This window comes from Pseudomonas sp. RC10-4-2, from assembly GCF_050433085.1.
GTDB classification, from domain to species: Bacteria; Pseudomonadota; Gammaproteobacteria; order Pseudomonadales; family Pseudomonadaceae; genus Pseudomonas; species Pseudomonas aeruginosa.
Genome location: NZ_JBNPXX010000004.1, coordinates 308,168 through 322,245, shown reverse-complemented (window position 1 = coordinate 322,245; position 14,078 = coordinate 308,168). Strand labels below are relative to the sequence as shown.

The window sequence follows — 14,078 nt, the reverse complement described above, 5'->3', positions numbered from 1 at the left end:
CTGAATTTTGAACCTGTTCTTACACCGCGGCAGCGCCGCCGACGATTTCCGAGATTTCCTGGGTGATCGCCGCCTGACGCGCCTTGTTGTAGATCAGCTGCAAATCGCTGATCAGCTCGCCGGCGTTGTCGGTAGCGTTCTTCATTGCAATCATCCGGGCCGCCTGCTCACAGGCGTTGTTCTCAACCACGGCCTGGTACACCTGGGATTCCACGTAACGCACCAGCAGCCCGTCGAGGAGCGACTTGGCGTCGGGTTCGTAGAGATAGTCCCAGTGGTGCTTCAGCTCCTGATCGTCATCGGCCACCAGCGGAATCAGCTGTTCCACGGTCGGCTTCTGGGTCATGGTGTTGACGAACTTGTTGGAGACCACGAACAGGCGATCGATACGGCCTTCGAGGTATGCGTCGAGCATCACCTTGACACTGCCGATCAGGTCGTTGATCGAAGGCTCTTCGCCGAGGTGGCTGATAGCTGCCACGACGTTGCCGCCGAAACTGCGGAAGAACGAAGCGCCCTTGCTACCGATCACGCAAAGGTCGATTTCCGCCCCTTGCTCGCGGTAGCCGCTCATGTCCTTGACGAGGGACTTGAACAGGTTGATGTTCAGACCGCCGCACAGACCACGGTCACTGCTCACCACGATGTAGCCGACGCGCTTGACTTCACGCTCGACCATGAACGGGTGACGGTATTCCGGGTTGGCGTTGGCCAGATGGCCGATCACCTGGCGAATACGCTCCGCGTAGGGACGGCCGGCCGCCATGCGCATTTGTGCCTTGCGCATCTTGCTCACCGCCACTTTTTCCATGGCATTGGTGATCTTTTGCGTGCTTTTGATGCTCGCAATCTTGCTGCGAATCTCTTTTGCGCCTGCCATTTGACACCTATCGGGTTAGCAGGCGGGAGCCTCGCGGCTCCCGCTGCGGCTTACCAGGTTTGGGTGGCCTTGAACTTCTCGATGCCAGCCTTGATGCCCGCGTCGATTTCGTCGTTGAAGTCACCTTTCTCGTTGATCTTCGCCAGCAGAGCGGCATGCTCGCGCTGGAAGTAGGAGATCAACGCCTGCTCGAAGCTACCGACCTTGGCGATTTCGACGTCCTGCAGGAAGCCACGCTCGGCGGCATACAGGGACAGCGACATCTCGGCGATCGACATCGGCGCGTACTGCTTCTGCTTCATCAGCTCGGTAACGCGCTGACCATGCTCCAGCTGCTTGCGGGTCGCTTCGTCCAGGTCCGAGGCGAACTGGGCGAAGGCCGCCAGTTCACGGTACTGGGCCAGAGCGGTACGGATGCCGCCGGACAGCTTCTTGATGATCTTGGTCTGGGCCGCGCCACCTACGCGGGATACCGAGATACCGGCGTTGACGGCCGGACGGATACCCGAGTTGAACATGGCGGATTCCAGGAAGATCTGGCCGTCGGTGATCGAGATCACGTTGGTCGGAACGAACGCGGAAACGTCGCCGGCCTGGGTCTCGATGATCGGCAGCGCGGTCAGCGAGCCGGTCTTGCCGGTCACGGCGCCGTTGGTGAACTTCTCGACATACTCTTCGGAAACGCGGGAAGCGCGCTCCAGCAGACGGCTGTGGAGATAGAACACGTCGCCCGGGTAGGCTTCGCGGCCCGGCGGACGGCGCAGCAGCAGGGAGATCTGGCGATAAGCCACGGCCTGCTTGGACAGGTCGTCGTAGACGATCAGGGCGTCTTCACCGCGATCGCGGAAGTATTCGCCCATGGTGCAACCGGAGTACGGCGCCAGGTATTGCAGGGCGGCGGACTCGGAAGCGCTGGCGGCGACCACGATGGTGTTGGCCAGGGCACCGTTTTCTTCCAGCTTGCGTACGACGTTGGCGATAGTGGACTGCTTCTGGCCGATGGCCACGTAGACGCACTTAATGCCGCTGTCTTTCTGGTTGATGATGGCGTCGACCGCGAGGGCGGTCTTGCCGATCTGGCGGTCGCCGATGATCAGCTCGCGCTGGCCACGGCCTACCGGGATCATGGCGTCGACCGACTTGTAGCCGGTCTGTACCGGCTGGTCTACCGACTTACGCCAGATCACGCCCGGAGCGACCTTCTCGACCGCGTCGGTGGCCTTGGCGTCGATCGGACCCTTGCCGTCGATCGGATTGCCCAGTGCGTCGACTACGCGACCCAGCAGTTCCGGACCGACCGGAACCTCCAGGATGCGCCCGGTGCACTTGGCGTTCATGCCTTCGGCGAGGCCCTGGTATTCACCCAGGACCACGGCACCCACGGAATCCTGCTCCAGGTTCAGCGCCATACCGTAGACGCCGCCCGGGAACTCGATCATCTCGCCGTACATGACGTCGGCCAGACCGTAGATGCGCACGATACCGTCGGACACGCTGACGATGGTGCCTTCGTTTCGTGCTTGGGAGGCGACGTCGAGTTTCTCGATGCGCCCCTTGATGATTTCACTAATTTCGGAAGGATTGAGTTGCTGCATGCCGCTGCCCCTTCAAACTCAAGATTTCAACGCTTCGGCCAGTTTCGCGAGCTTGCCGCGCACCGAGCCATCGATTACCAAGTCACCGGCGCGAATGATCACGCCGCCGATCAGGCTCGCGTCTTCCGACGCATGTAGCCGCACTTCGCGACTGAGCCGGGCGCTGAGAGCCTTGGCGAGTTTGTCCTGCTGTTCTTTGCTCAAGGTGAAGGCACTGGTGACTTCTACCTCGACCGACTTTTCCTGCTCGGCCTTCAACTGCTCGTACATCTCAGCGATGGTCGGCAGCAGTTCGAGCCGCTTGTTCTCAGCCACAGTCCGGACGAAGTTCTGGGCTGGTGCATTCAGCTTGTCGCCGCACACATCGATCAGGCTCTGGGCCTTGGCCGAAGAGGTCAGCTGAGGCTCTTTGAGCAGCTGGCGCACGGTGTCGTCCTGCGACACTGCGGCCAGCACACCCAGCGCAGCCGACCAATCGGCCAGTTGCTGATGAGCCTGGGCGTACTCGAAAGCCGCCTTTGCGTAGGGACGAGCCAACGTGGTCAGTTCTGCCATAGCGCCCTCGCTTAGATCTCGGCTGCCAGTTTGGAAACCAGCTGCTCGTGCGCGTTTGCGTCGATCGAAGCACCCAGGATCTTCTCTGCGCCGGTGACGGCCAGGGCACCCACTTGGGCACGCAGGGCGTCCTTGACGCTGTTCAGTTCCTGTTCGATTTCCGCTTGGGCCTGGGCCTTCAGGCGTTCGCCTTCGGTACGGGCCTGGTCGCGGGCTTCATCGACGATCTGGTTAGCGCGTTTCTTCGCCTGTTCGACGATTTCGGCTGCCTGAGCCTTGGCTTCGCGCAGTTGCTGGCCCGCTTTCTCATGAGCCAGCTCCAGATCACGAGCCGCGCGGTTGGCAGCGTCCAGGCCGTCAGCGATCTTCTTCTGACGCTCTTGCAGAGCCGCGATGACCGGAGGCCACACGAACTTCATGCAGAACAGCACAAAGATGAAGAACGCAACGGACTGGCCAATCAGGGTTGCATTAATGTTCACGCCAACACCTCGCTCGTTCGTTGTCCGTCAAACACTCAAATCGAATGATTCGAGTGATTAGCCGGCGATTTGACCAACGAAGGGATTCGCGAAGGTGAAGAACAGGGCGATACCCACACCGATCATGGTCACGGCGTCCAGCAGGCCGGCGACGATGAACATTTTCACCTGCAGCATCGGAACCATTTCAGGCTGACGAGCTGCGCCTTCCAGGAACTTGCCACCCAGCAGACCGAAACCGATGGCGGTACCCAGGGCACCCAGGCCAATCAGCAGAGCAACGGCGATAGCAGTCAGTCCAACTACAGTTTCCATTTTTCCTCCCGACTTTTTGTCGTGTTGGTTAAAGGTTGAAGCGAATCGATTAATGGTTGTCTTCGTGCGCCATCGACAGGTAGACGATGGTCAGCATCATGAAGATGAAGGCCTGCAGGGTGATGATCAGGATGTGGAACACAGCCCACGCCCAGTTCAGGGCTACGCCCAGGGCACTCAGCAGGAACATTCCGCTACCGAACATGACGGCGATCAGAATGAAGATCAGTTCGCCGGCATACATGTTGCCGAACAGACGCAGCGCCAGCGAAACCGGCTTGGCGATCAGGGTCACGAACTCGAGCAGGAAGTTCACCGGAATCAGCAGGATCTGAACGACGATGTTCTTGCTGCTGAAGGGGTGCAGGGTCAGTTCACCGAGGAAGCCGCCGATGCCCTTGACCTTGATGCTGTAAAAGACGATCAGGGCGAACACCGAGATCGACAGGCCGAGGGTGGCGTTCGGGTCGGTGGTGGCCACCGCGCGGAAGAACAGGTGCTCGTCGCCGGTGATCTTCGCGGCCAGCATCGGCAGGTAGTCCACCGGTACCAGGTCGATCAGGTTGAGCAGGAAGATCCAGACGAACACGGTCAGGGCCAGGGGCGCGATCAACGGGTTCCGCCCGTGGAAGGTGTCCTTGACGCTGGTGTCGACGAACTCGACCATCACCTCGACGAAGTTCTGCAGTCCACCCGGCTGGCCGCTGGTGGCCTTCTTGGCCGCCAGGCGGAAGATGAACAGGAACACCACGCCGAGCAGTACCGACCAGCCCAGGGTGTCTACGTGGAATGCCCAGAAGCCCATTTCCTTGGCTTGCTCGGCGGTGTGGGCGAACCCCCAATCACCATTAGGCAGACGCCCGAAGGTCAGGTTCTGCAAGTGGTGCTGGATGTAACCCGAAGCGGTTTCTGCTGCCATGTTTGCCTCAATCGCTCTAAGGTCTTGTAAATGTTTTTCCCATCAGCAGGGGTGCGCACCAGCTGACCATCAGGGTCAGCAGATAGACACCGAACAGAGCCGGCGCCATCAGTGGCTTCACGCCTGCGAACGTCAGTGCGAAGAGCACCGCCGTCAGAATCAGTTTCCCGGCTTCGCCCGCATAGAAAGAGCGAACGATTTCCCGGGCAGCCCGCGCTCCGCTGAAACGGAACGCCTTGTAGGCGAAATAACAATTCGGCAACCAGGCGATCATCCCTCCCAGCAGTCCGGAATATCCGGCTACCGGTCCCCAAGAAATCCACAGGGAGATCGCAGCAACAAGCACTACTACCAGTTGGACGAGCAGCAATCTGAATGCCGGCAGGCGACTTGGCATGCGGGACTCCATCGCGCTCTCAGTCTTCTGGTGTCGGCACTGCCAAATCAACGACTTGGCATAAAAAGTGCCCACAAAATAGCGCGCAGAGTATAGGGGGGGAGTCCCCCCTGTTCAACTGGCTGGTAGTGATTTCCGACTACCCGCTACAACCCAAAGTGTGTCAACGGATGTGGGCGAGAACGCCCTGCAGTTCATCCAGGGAGCTGTAGCGGATGACCAACTGTCCCTTGCCCTTCTGACCATGCCGGATCTGCACCGAAGCGCCCAGGCGCTCGGCCAGGCGCTGTTCCAGGCGGGCGATGTCCGGGTCGCTCTTGACCGGTCCCGCAGGCTTGCCCGGGGCATGCGTCCACTGCCGAACCAGGGCTTCGGTCTGACGTACGGTCAGCCCATGTGCGACAACATGTCGCGCCCCTTCCACCTGCCGTTCTGCCGGCAGACCGAGGAGCGCACGGGCATGGCCCATCTCCAGGTCGCCATGGGAAAGCAGGGTCTTGATCTCTTCCGGCAGGCCGATCAGGCGCAGCAGGTTGGTAATGGTCGCGCGCGACTTGCCGACCGCTTCCGCGACCTGCTGCTGGGTCAGCTGGAACTCCTGCTGCAAGCGCTGCAGGGCAGCGGCTTCCTCGATCGGGTTGAGGTCCTCGCGCTGGATGTTCTCGATCAGCGCCATGGCGATGGCCGCTTCGTCCGGCACGTCGCGCACCAGCGCCGGGATCTTTTCCAGTCCGGCCTGCTGGCTGGCCCGCCAGCGCCGCTCGCCGGCGATGATCTCGTAGCGGCCATTGGCGATCGGCCGCACCACGATGGGCTGCATCACGCCCTGGGCCTTGATCGACTGCGCCAGTTCCTCCAGCGCCTGAGGGTCCATGTCGCGACGCGGCTGGTACTTGCCGCGCTGCATCAGGTCGAGGGGGATCTGCTGCAACTCGCGGCGGTCGGCCTGTACGGCTTCCTCCTGCAGTTTGGCGGGACTCGAGCCGCCCAGCAGGGCATCGAGCCCGCGTCCCAGTCCACGTTTCTTGGCTGCCATGCGGGTTCCTTATGCGGTTGCGGCGCGGCCTTTGGCGCGCTGGCGGCGGACCAGCTCGCCGGCCAGCGCCAGGTAGGCGATGGCGCCGCGGGATTGCTTGTCGTAAACCAGCGCCGGCATGCCGAAGCTGGGGGCTTCGGCGAGGCGCACGTTACGCGGGATGACGGTGCTGTAGAGGGTGTCGCCGAAATGCTCCTGCAACTGCGCGGAGACATCGTTGGTCAGGCTGATGCGCGGATCGTACATGGTCCGCAACAGACCCTCGATCTTCAGCGTCGGGTTGAGCAACTGGCCGATGCGCTGGATGCTGTTCATCAGGTCGGTCAGCCCCTCCAGCGCGTAGTACTCGCACTGCATGGGGATGATCACGCCGTCGGCGGCGGTCAGCGCGTTGACGGTGAGCATCGACAGCGACGGCGGGCAGTCGATGAGGATGTAGTCGTAGTTCTCGCGGATCGGCGCCAGCGCGTTGCGCAGGCGATTTTCCTTCATGTCCATTTCCAGCAGCACCACTTCCGCGGCGGTCAGGTCGCGGTTGGCCGGCAGCAACTGGTAGCCGCCGTGTTCGGAGAACTGCATGGCCTCGGCGAGGTTGCACTCGCCGGTGAGCACGTCGTAGATGGAGTGCTCCAGGTTGTGCTTGTCGATGCCGCTGCCGGTGGTGGCGTTGCCCTGGGGATCCAGGTCCAGCAGGAGGACGCGGCGCTTGGTCGCCACGAGGGAGGCCGCGAGGTTGATACAGGTCGTGGTCTTGCCGACACCGCCTTTCTGGTTGGCGATCGCGAATACCTTAGCCATGGTTATCCCTGTTCCCCCTCATGCTGTGCGCCGCAGTATCAGCAGATGCCGCTGACCTTGGCAACCGGGTACCGCCAGCGCGTGCTCGGCTTCGACCCGGAAATCCTCCGGGAGTGCCGCCAGCTCTTCGTTCGGATGCACGCCCTTCATCGCCAGCCAGCGGGTTTCCTGGCCACCGAGGTGGCGGGTCCAGTTGGCGAAGTCCTCCAGGCTGCTGAAAGCGCGGGAAACGATGCCATCGAAGGGGCTCTCGGGACGGAAGGCTTCCACCCGGCTGTGCACGACTTCGAGGTTGGCCAGCTTCAGCTCGAGCTTCACCTGGGTCAGGAAGCGGGTCTTCTTGCCGTTGCTGTCGAGCAGGGTCAGGCGCTTTTCCGGGAACAGGATGGCCAGCGGCACGCCGGGCATGCCGCCGCCGCTGCCGACATCCAGCCAGTTATCCCCAGCCTCGGCATAAGGCACGATGCTCAGGCTGTCGAGCAGGTGGCGCGAAACCATCTCGTCCGGGTCGCGTACGGCGGTCAGGTTGTAGGCCTTGTTCCATTTGATCAGCAGGGCCAGGTAGGCCAGCAGCTGGCGTTGCTTGTCGGCGTCGAGGGCGACGCCTAGCTCGTCAGCACCGCGCGCGAGTTCGTCGGCGTGGTGTTGGGTTACCGCAGACATCAAGCGCTCTGCTCCAGTTGGCGGCCAGAGGCACGCTTCTTCAGGTGGATCAACAACAGCGAAATCGCAGCCGGCGTGACGCCGGGGATTCGCGAAGCCTGTCCGAGGGTTTCCGGACGGGCCTGGTTCAGCTTGTTCTGGATTTCCTTCGACAGGCCGGAAATCCCCAGGTAATCGATATCCACAGGCAGGCGGGTATCTTCGCTGGCGCGCAGCCGGGCGATTTCCTCCTGCTGGCGGTCGATGTAGCCGGCGTACTTGGTGCGAATCTCCACCTGCTCGGCCACCTGGGGGTTATCCACAGCGTCGCCGGTGATCTCCACCAGGCCGGCGTAATCGATCTCGGGGCGGCTCAGCAGGTTGAGCAGGTTGTATTCATGGGTCAGCGGCGTACCGAAGCGCTCGGCGATGGCGTCGCCCTGCGGGGTATTCGGCCGCACCCAGGTGCTCTTCAGCCGCTGTTCCTCGCGTTCGATACCTTCGCGCTTGGCTTCGAAGGCAGCCCAGCGCCGATCGTCGACAAGGCCCAGCTCGCGTCCCTTCTCGGTGAGACGCAGGTCGGCGTTGTCCTCGCGGAGGATCAGGCGGTATTCCGCCCGCGAGGTGAACATACGGTACGGCTCCTGGGTGCCGAGCGTGATCAGGTCGTCCACCAGCACGCCGATGTAGGCCTCGTCGCGGCGCGGGCACCAGCTGTCCTTGCCTTGCGAACGCAACGCAGCATTGGCGCCGGCCAGCAGGCCCTGGGCGCCAGCTTCCTCGTAGCCGGTGGTGCCGTTGATCTGGCCGGCGAAGAACAGGCCGCCGATGACCTTGGTCTCCAGGCTGTACCTGAGATCGCGGGGATCGAAGAAGTCGTACTCGATCGCATAGCCCGGCCGCACGATGTGGGCGTTTTCCATGCCACGGATGGAACGCACGATCTGCAGTTGCACGTCGAACGGCAGGGACGTGGAAATGCCGTTGGGATACAGCTCGTGGGTCGTCAGGCCTTCCGGCTCGAGGAAGACCTGGTGGCTTTCCTTGTCGGCGAAGCGATGGATCTTGTCTTCGATCGAAGGGCAGTAGCGCGGGCCGATGCCTTCGATCACACCGGAATACATCGGCGAACGATCGAGGTTGGCGGCGATGATCTCGTGGGTCCGGGCGTTGGTATGGGTGATCCAGCAACTGACCTGCTCGGGATGCTGTTCCTTCGAACCGAGGAAGGACATCACCGGGATCGGCGTGTCGCCCGGCTGCTCGGTCATCACCGAGAAGTCCACGCTGCGCCCGTCGATCCGCGGCGGCGTACCGGTCTTCAGCCGGCCGACCCGCAGCGGCAATTCACGCAGACGACGCGCCAGTGCGATGGACGGCGGGTCGCCGGCGCGTCCGCCGGAGTAGTTCTCCAGGCCGATGTGGATAAGTCCGCCGAGGAAGGTGCCGGTAGTCAGGACCACGTTGTCGGCATGGAAGCGCAGTCCCATCTGGGTCACTACGCCGCGGACCTGATCCTGCTCGACGATCAGGTCGTCGCAGGCCTGCTGGAATATCCACAGGTTCGGCTGGTTTTCCAGTGTATGGCGGATAGCGGCCTTATAGAGCACGCGATCGGCTTGTGCACGAGTGGCGCGCACTGCCGGCCCCTTGCGGCTGTTAAGGATGCGGAACTGGATACCGCCCTTGTCGGTGGCTTCGGCCATGGCGCCGCCAAGGGCGTCGATTTCCTTGACCAGATGGCTCTTGCCGATGCCGCCGATAGCGGGGTTGCAGCTCATCTGCCCCAGGGTTTCCACATTGTGGGTCAACAGCAGGGTTTTCACACCCATGCGCGCAGCCGCGAGTGCGGCTTCGGTGCCTGCATGGCCACCGCCGATCACGATTACGTCAAAACGGGTAGGGAAATCCACCGCGCACCTCGGCCTGTTCAGAAGCAGGAATTCAGGAAAGCCGGACAGTATAAGGATTTAGCGAACCTGAATGAAGACTCCTGGACAAAAAATAGCCAATCCAGATCGAGGGAGCAAAACGGCTCGGCGGGCTTACAAAAAATAAAATAAAAGGAAAGGAATGTTTATATCTTTTTAGAACTTGTGTTTATTACTTGGCAGCGGCTTTTCTGTTGATAAGTACTTCGAGCCCAGTAAAGACATAGCCTGTAGCGAATGATAAGGCTGTCCCAAACCCTATCTGGGCCCTGTTGATAAGCGTTTTTTAGCTGTGGATGGAATGGCCCGTTATCAACATGTGGAGTTATGCACAGAGCTTCGGCGGGTTTATCTACCCTCCTGTCCCTGGGGTTTTCCACAGGTTTCAGGCGAGCGTATCCGGGCCGCGGCAGGACCGCAGCCAGGTAGGAAGAAGGAGGTGGAAAGGCGTGGGAAAGGCTCAGTCGTTGCCGCTTTCCAGCGTATCGATGGATGACGACAGGCGCTCGAAGCGGCGCTTGGCGGAGACCTGGAAATCCCGCTCGGAGCCCTCGTTAGCGGGTTTGCGCAGCAGTAGCCGAGCACTGAGCCCGCTAGTGCGGTCGTAACTGCCGAACCAGTCGATCATCTGTCCGACATGGCATTCGCCGCCGAGCCATACCGCCAGGTTGGCTACGATCTCCATGTTGTAGTGTCCGAGTGCTCGCCCTGGGACGCCTTGGGAGCCGAAGGCGAGGGCCGCGCCTGGCCGGTATCGACGGAGTCCAGGGTCTGCAACAGCTCTTTTCGCAGAATCTCTTCCAGGCTTGTGGATAACCGCTTACCGGGTTGTCTTGCGTGCACGGAACGTCCCGGCGCGTGGCGATAGCGCCAGGCGGGACAACGGGATAGATACGCCGTTCGAGAGGGAGATTGACCACAGCGCAGCGCCTTCGCGGACTCCGGATCGGAGCGCGGTGCCTGTGCATAAACCTCTCCCAGGTGGATATCCATCCCATGCAGACCGACATCGGCGCAGATGGTTTTCTCCGGGACGAAGCGGCGCGCCGGCAATCCATGCCTGCGTGGTTGAGTGCCGGCGGCAAGGGGCACAGTGAAAGGAAAGTACGCAGAACCGGAGCGAACCTTGCCCTGGTTATCCACAACTCGGCGTGGGCCGAGCCCCATTACTTGCCGATGCAGAAGCTCGAGAAGATGCGACCCAGCAGGTCGTCGGGGGTGAATGCGCCGGTGATTTCACCCAGGTGCTGCTGGGCCTGGCGCAGATCCTCGGCCAGCAGCTCGCCTGCGCCATTGTGGATAAGTTGGCTGTGGCCATGCTCCAGCGCCTGGCCAGCCTGGCGCAGCGCCTCCAGGTGGCGCCGGCGGGCGCTGAAACCGCTTTCCGCGGTCTGTTCGAAGCCCATGCAGGCCTTCAGGTGTTCGCGCAGCAGCTCCAGGCCGGCGCCGGTGCGCGCCGAGAGGGTGATGGTGACGTGGCCGTCCGCGCTTTCCTCGAGGCCAATGGACTCTGTGGACAAATCCGCCTTGTTGCGTATCAGGGTGACCTTGCCCGGTTCCGGTCGCTGGTCGAGAAACTCCGGCCATAGGGAAAACGGGTCCGCTGCTTCCGGGGCGGTGGCGTCCACCACCAGCAGCACGCGATCGGCTTCGCCGATGGCTTTCAGCGCACGTTCCACGCCGATCTTTTCCACATGGTCCTCGGTATCCCGCAGGCCTGCGGTGTCCACCACATGCAGGGGCATGCCATCGATGTGGATATGTTCGCGCAGTACATCGCGGGTGGTGCCGGCTATGTCCGTGACGATGGCCGCCTCGCGACCGGCCAGGGCATTCAGCAGGCTGGACTTGCCGGCATTCGGTCGTCCGGCGATGACCACGGTCATGCCGTCGCGCAGCAGGGCGCCTTGGGAAGCTTCGCGCTGCACTGTGGATAATTCTGTGCGTACTTTTTCCAGAAGCCCCAGTACATGGCCATCGGCGAGGAAGTCGATTTCTTCCTCGGGGAAGTCGATGGCGGCTTCGACATAGATGCGCAGGGAAATCAGTTGCTCGGTCAATGCATGTACCCGGCGCGAGAATTCGCCCTGCAGGGAACGCAATGCATTGCGCGCGGCCTGCTCCGAGCTGGCCTCGATCAGATCGGCGATGGCTTCGGCCTGGGCCAGGTCGAGCTTGTCGTTGAGGAACGCGCGCTCGCTGAACTCGCCCGGTCGCGCCTGGCGGGCGCCCAATTCCAGACAACGCTGCACCAGCAGGTCGAGTACCACGGGGCCGCCGTGCCCCTGCAGTTCGAGTACGTCTTCGCCGGTGAACGAGTTCGGGCCGGGGAAATACAGTGACAGGCCTTCGTCGATCACCTGCCCACCGGCATCGAGGAACGGTCCGTAATGCGCATGCCGGGCTTTCAGCTGGCGTCCGCTCACGGCCACGGCCATCTGTCCGGCGAGAGGTCCGGAGACGCGGACGATTCCCACGCCGCCGCGGCCCTGGGCGGTAGCGATCGCGACGATGGTTTCGGTGGCGGCTTGCATGTGGATATCTCCGGATAGCAAGACGCCCCTCGAGGGGGCGTCTTGTTGTGGACAGTTTTCGCGATAGACGTCAGGCGGTCTTCGCGGCTGCCTCGATCTTGCGGGTAATGTACCACTGCTGAGCGATCGACAGGCAGTTGTTGACCACCCAGTACAGCACCAGACCGGCTGGGAACCAGAGGAAGAAGAAGGTGAAGATGATCGGCATCAGTTTCATCACCTTGGCCTGCATCGGGTCCGGCGGGGTCGGGTTGAGCATCTGCTGGATCAGCATGGTGCCGCCCATGACGATCGGCAGGATGAAGAACGGATCCTTCACCGACAGGTCGGTGATCCAGCCGAGCCACGGCGCCTGGCGCATTTCCACGCTTTCCAGGAGTACCCAGTAGAGGGAGAGGAAGACCGGCATCTGGACCAGGATCGGCAGGCAGCCGCCCAGCGGATTGATCTTCTCCTTCTTGTACAGCTCCATCATCGCCTGGGACATCTTCTGCCGATCGTCGCCGTGCTGTTCCTTGATCGCCTGCATCTTCGGCGACACCGCGCGCATGCGCGCCATCGAACGGTAGCTGGCGGCGGACAACGGGAAGAAGGCCAGCTTGATCAGGACGGTCAGGGCGATGATCGACCAGCCCCAGTTGCCGATCAGGCTGTGGATATGTTGCAGCAGCCAGAAGATCGGCTGGGCGATGAACCAAAGGAAACCGTAGTCGACGGTCAGTTCCAGGCCCGGGGAGAGTTCCTTCAGGTGCTTCTGGAGTTTCGGGCCGGCATACAGGGTCAGGTCGGTTTCCACCTTGCTACCCGCCGGAACGCTCAGGGTCGGGCCGGTGAAACCGACGATGTAGTTGCCCTGGCCATCCTTGCGGGTCATGACCTGGTGCTGCTCGCCCTTGGTCGGAACCCAGGCGGTCACGAAGTAGTGTTGCAGCCAGGCGACCCAGCCACCCTGCACGGACTCCTTGAACTGTTCCTTGTCCATGTCCTTGGTGGAGATCTTCTTGTACGGCGAATCCGGGGTCCAGACCGCGGCGCCGAGGTAGGTGGACACCCCGGTGGCGGTGGTCGAGGACGGGTCGGCGCTGCCGTCGCGCTTGAGCTGGGCGAACAGGTTGCCGCTCCAGGTCTTGCCGCTCTGGTTGTCGATCAGGTAGCTGACGCCGACCTGATAGGCGTTTTCATTGATGCACTCGATCTTCTTCTGGGCCTTTTCCTTGTCCGAGCAATCGGCTTTCAGGCCACGGTGGAAGGTGAAGCGCTTGATGTAGTTGACACCGTCGTGGCTGAAGCTCAGGTCCACGACCAGTTCGTTCTGGCCGTCGGCCAACTGGTAGCTGCTCTGCGCACTGTGGAACAGCGGGCGGCCGGCGCTGCTGGCGTCCGGGCCGTCGGCACCGGTGAGGCCGCTCTGCGCCAGGTAGGTACGTTCGCGACCGTTGTCGAACAGCGGGAACGGCACGTCCGGACGGTCCAGGCGGCGCGGATACTGCAACAGGCCGAGCTGGACGATATCGCCGCCACGGGGATCGATGGCCAGGTCGAGGACGTCGGTCTTCACCTGGATCAGCTTGTCGCTGACCGCAACCGGCTTGTCGGCGGCTTCGCTGCCGGCCGCGCTGCTCTGGGCAGTGGGAACGTCACTGCTGGTGCCCGAGGCGGACGGAGTGTCCGGCAGGCCTTGCGTGGTGTTCATCGAAGCGCTGGCGGCGGGCAGCTCAGGCTGACCGTAATCCTTGTTCCACTGGAGAACCAGCAGGTAGGACACGACTGCAAGGGCGACGATGAGAATCGAGCGTTGAATGTCCATGGTTACTCGGCCATCGAGAAAGGGCGGTGCTTGAAGGAAACTGACAGTAGCAGATCGCGGCTACGGGATTGCCAGTGATGGAGCCGAGTGGAGGAAACCGCACTCGGGCGACCATTGCGTCGCGGGCCATGCTGCGCGATAGCCTCGTACGCTAGGGAAGTACAACTTGGCTGGGAACGACGGTGCC

General features: G+C 62.1%; 14 protein-coding genes. All 14 read right to left on the bottom strand.

Annotated elements, in window-relative coordinates:
- Positions 1-19: 19 nt before the first annotated feature.
- Positions 20-880: a F0F1 ATP synthase subunit gamma gene (atpG, locus tag FHW81_RS20290; RefSeq protein ID WP_003097132.1), complete on the bottom strand. Its 861-nt coding sequence runs from the start codon at positions 878-880 to the stop codon at positions 20-22.
- 50 nt (positions 881-930) lie between these two features.
- A complete protein-coding gene (atpA, locus tag FHW81_RS20285; protein ID WP_003097134.1) occupies positions 931-2,475 on the bottom strand; it encodes a F0F1 ATP synthase subunit alpha in 1,545 nt (514 codons plus the stop codon).
- An 18-nt stretch (positions 2,476-2,493) separates the two neighbouring features.
- Positions 2,494-3,030 (bottom strand): F0F1 ATP synthase subunit delta, encoded by a 537-nt coding sequence (locus FHW81_RS20280; protein WP_003097135.1) that lies wholly within the window; start codon positions 3,028-3,030, stop codon positions 2,494-2,496.
- A gap of 11 nt (positions 3,031-3,041) precedes the next feature.
- On the bottom strand, positions 3,042-3,512 hold the full coding sequence (locus FHW81_RS20275; protein WP_003100235.1) for a F0F1 ATP synthase subunit B: 471 nt from the start codon (positions 3,510-3,512) through the stop codon (positions 3,042-3,044).
- A 57-nt stretch (positions 3,513-3,569) separates the two neighbouring features.
- The gene (gene atpE / locus FHW81_RS20270; RefSeq protein WP_003097235.1) at positions 3,570-3,827 is read right to left on the bottom strand and encodes a F0F1 ATP synthase subunit C; all 258 of its coding nucleotides are present in this window, start codon (positions 3,825-3,827) and stop codon (positions 3,570-3,572) included.
- Positions 3,828-3,876: 49 nt separating this feature from the next.
- On the bottom strand, positions 3,877-4,746 hold the full coding sequence (atpB, locus tag FHW81_RS20265; protein ID WP_003100237.1) for a F0F1 ATP synthase subunit A: 870 nt from the start codon (positions 4,744-4,746) through the stop codon (positions 3,877-3,879).
- A 16-nt stretch (positions 4,747-4,762) separates the two neighbouring features.
- Positions 4,763-5,143 (bottom strand): F0F1 ATP synthase subunit I, encoded by a 381-nt coding sequence (locus tag FHW81_RS20260; protein ID WP_003118473.1) that lies wholly within the window; start codon positions 5,141-5,143, stop codon positions 4,763-4,765.
- A gap of 163 nt (positions 5,144-5,306) precedes the next feature.
- Positions 5,307-6,179, bottom strand: coding sequence for a ParB/RepB/Spo0J family partition protein (locus tag FHW81_RS20255; RefSeq protein WP_003100240.1), 873 nt, complete (start codon positions 6,177-6,179; stop codon positions 5,307-5,309).
- A gap of 9 nt (positions 6,180-6,188) precedes the next feature.
- On the bottom strand, positions 6,189-6,977 hold the full coding sequence (gene soj / locus FHW81_RS20250) for a chromosome partitioning protein Soj (protein WP_003097243.1): 789 nt from the start codon (positions 6,975-6,977) through the stop codon (positions 6,189-6,191).
- 18 nt (positions 6,978-6,995) lie between these two features.
- Positions 6,996-7,640 (bottom strand): 16S rRNA (guanine(527)-N(7))-methyltransferase RsmG, encoded by a 645-nt coding sequence (gene rsmG, locus FHW81_RS20245; protein WP_003100242.1) that lies wholly within the window; start codon positions 7,638-7,640, stop codon positions 6,996-6,998.
- Positions 7,640-9,532, bottom strand: coding sequence for a tRNA uridine-5-carboxymethylaminomethyl(34) synthesis enzyme MnmG (gene mnmG / locus FHW81_RS20240; protein ID WP_003100244.1), 1,893 nt, complete (start codon positions 9,530-9,532; stop codon positions 7,640-7,642). The genes rsmG and mnmG overlap by 1 nt, the downstream gene beginning before the upstream one ends.
- A 478-nt stretch (positions 9,533-10,010) precedes the next feature.
- Positions 10,011-10,235, bottom strand: a complete 225-nt coding sequence (locus FHW81_RS20235; protein ID WP_003097251.1) for a hypothetical protein — start codon at positions 10,233-10,235, stop codon at positions 10,011-10,013.
- Between the two features lie 481 nt (positions 10,236-10,716).
- Entirely contained in the window at positions 10,717-12,084 is a 1,368-nt protein-coding gene (mnmE, locus tag FHW81_RS20230; RefSeq protein ID WP_003122297.1) for a tRNA uridine-5-carboxymethylaminomethyl(34) synthesis GTPase MnmE, read from the bottom strand.
- Between the two features lie 70 nt (positions 12,085-12,154).
- Positions 12,155-13,891 carry a membrane protein insertase YidC gene (yidC, locus tag FHW81_RS20225; protein ID WP_003097255.1) on the bottom strand — a complete coding sequence of 579 codons (1,737 nt, stop codon included), beginning with the start codon at positions 13,889-13,891 and terminating at the stop codon, positions 12,155-12,157.
- Between the last annotated feature and the right edge of the window lie 187 nt (positions 13,892-14,078).

Bases quoted from the DNA above. Each gene is read 5' to 3' on its own strand.
- atpB (WP_003100237.1), bottom strand. From the start codon at position 4,746: ATGGCAGCAGAAACCGCTTCGGGTTACATCCAGCACCACTTGCAGAAC.
- atpA (WP_003097134.1), bottom strand. From the start codon at position 2,475: ATGCAGCAACTCAATCCTTCCGAAATTAGTGAAATCATCAAGGGGCGC.
- soj (WP_003097243.1), bottom strand. From the start codon at position 6,977: ATGGCTAAGGTATTCGCGATCGCCAACCAGAAAGGCGGTGTCGGCAAG.
- atpG (WP_003097132.1), bottom strand. From the start codon at position 880: ATGGCAGGCGCAAAAGAGATTCGCAGCAAGATTGCGAGCATCAAAAGC.
- FHW81_RS20255 (WP_003100240.1), bottom strand. From the start codon at position 6,179: ATGGCAGCCAAGAAACGTGGACTGGGACGCGGGCTCGATGCCCTGCTG.
- rsmG (WP_003100242.1), bottom strand. From the start codon at position 7,640: ATGTCTGCGGTAACCCAACACCACGCCGACGAACTCGCGCGCGGTGCT.
- yidC (WP_003097255.1), bottom strand. From the start codon at position 13,891: ATGGACATTCAACGCTCGATTCTCATCGTCGCCCTTGCAGTCGTGTCC.
- FHW81_RS20235 (WP_003097251.1), bottom strand. From the start codon at position 10,235: ATGGAGATCGTAGCCAACCTGGCGGTATGGCTCGGCGGCGAATGCCAT.
- FHW81_RS20260 (WP_003118473.1), bottom strand. From the start codon at position 5,143: ATGCCAAGTCGCCTGCCGGCATTCAGATTGCTGCTCGTCCAACTGGTA.
- atpE (WP_003097235.1), bottom strand. From the start codon at position 3,827: ATGGAAACTGTAGTTGGACTGACTGCTATCGCCGTTGCTCTGCTGATT.
- mnmE (WP_003122297.1), bottom strand. From the start codon at position 12,084: ATGCAAGCCGCCACCGAAACCATCGTCGCGATCGCTACCGCCCAGGGC.
- FHW81_RS20280 (WP_003097135.1), bottom strand. From the start codon at position 3,030: ATGGCAGAACTGACCACGTTGGCTCGTCCCTACGCAAAGGCGGCTTTC.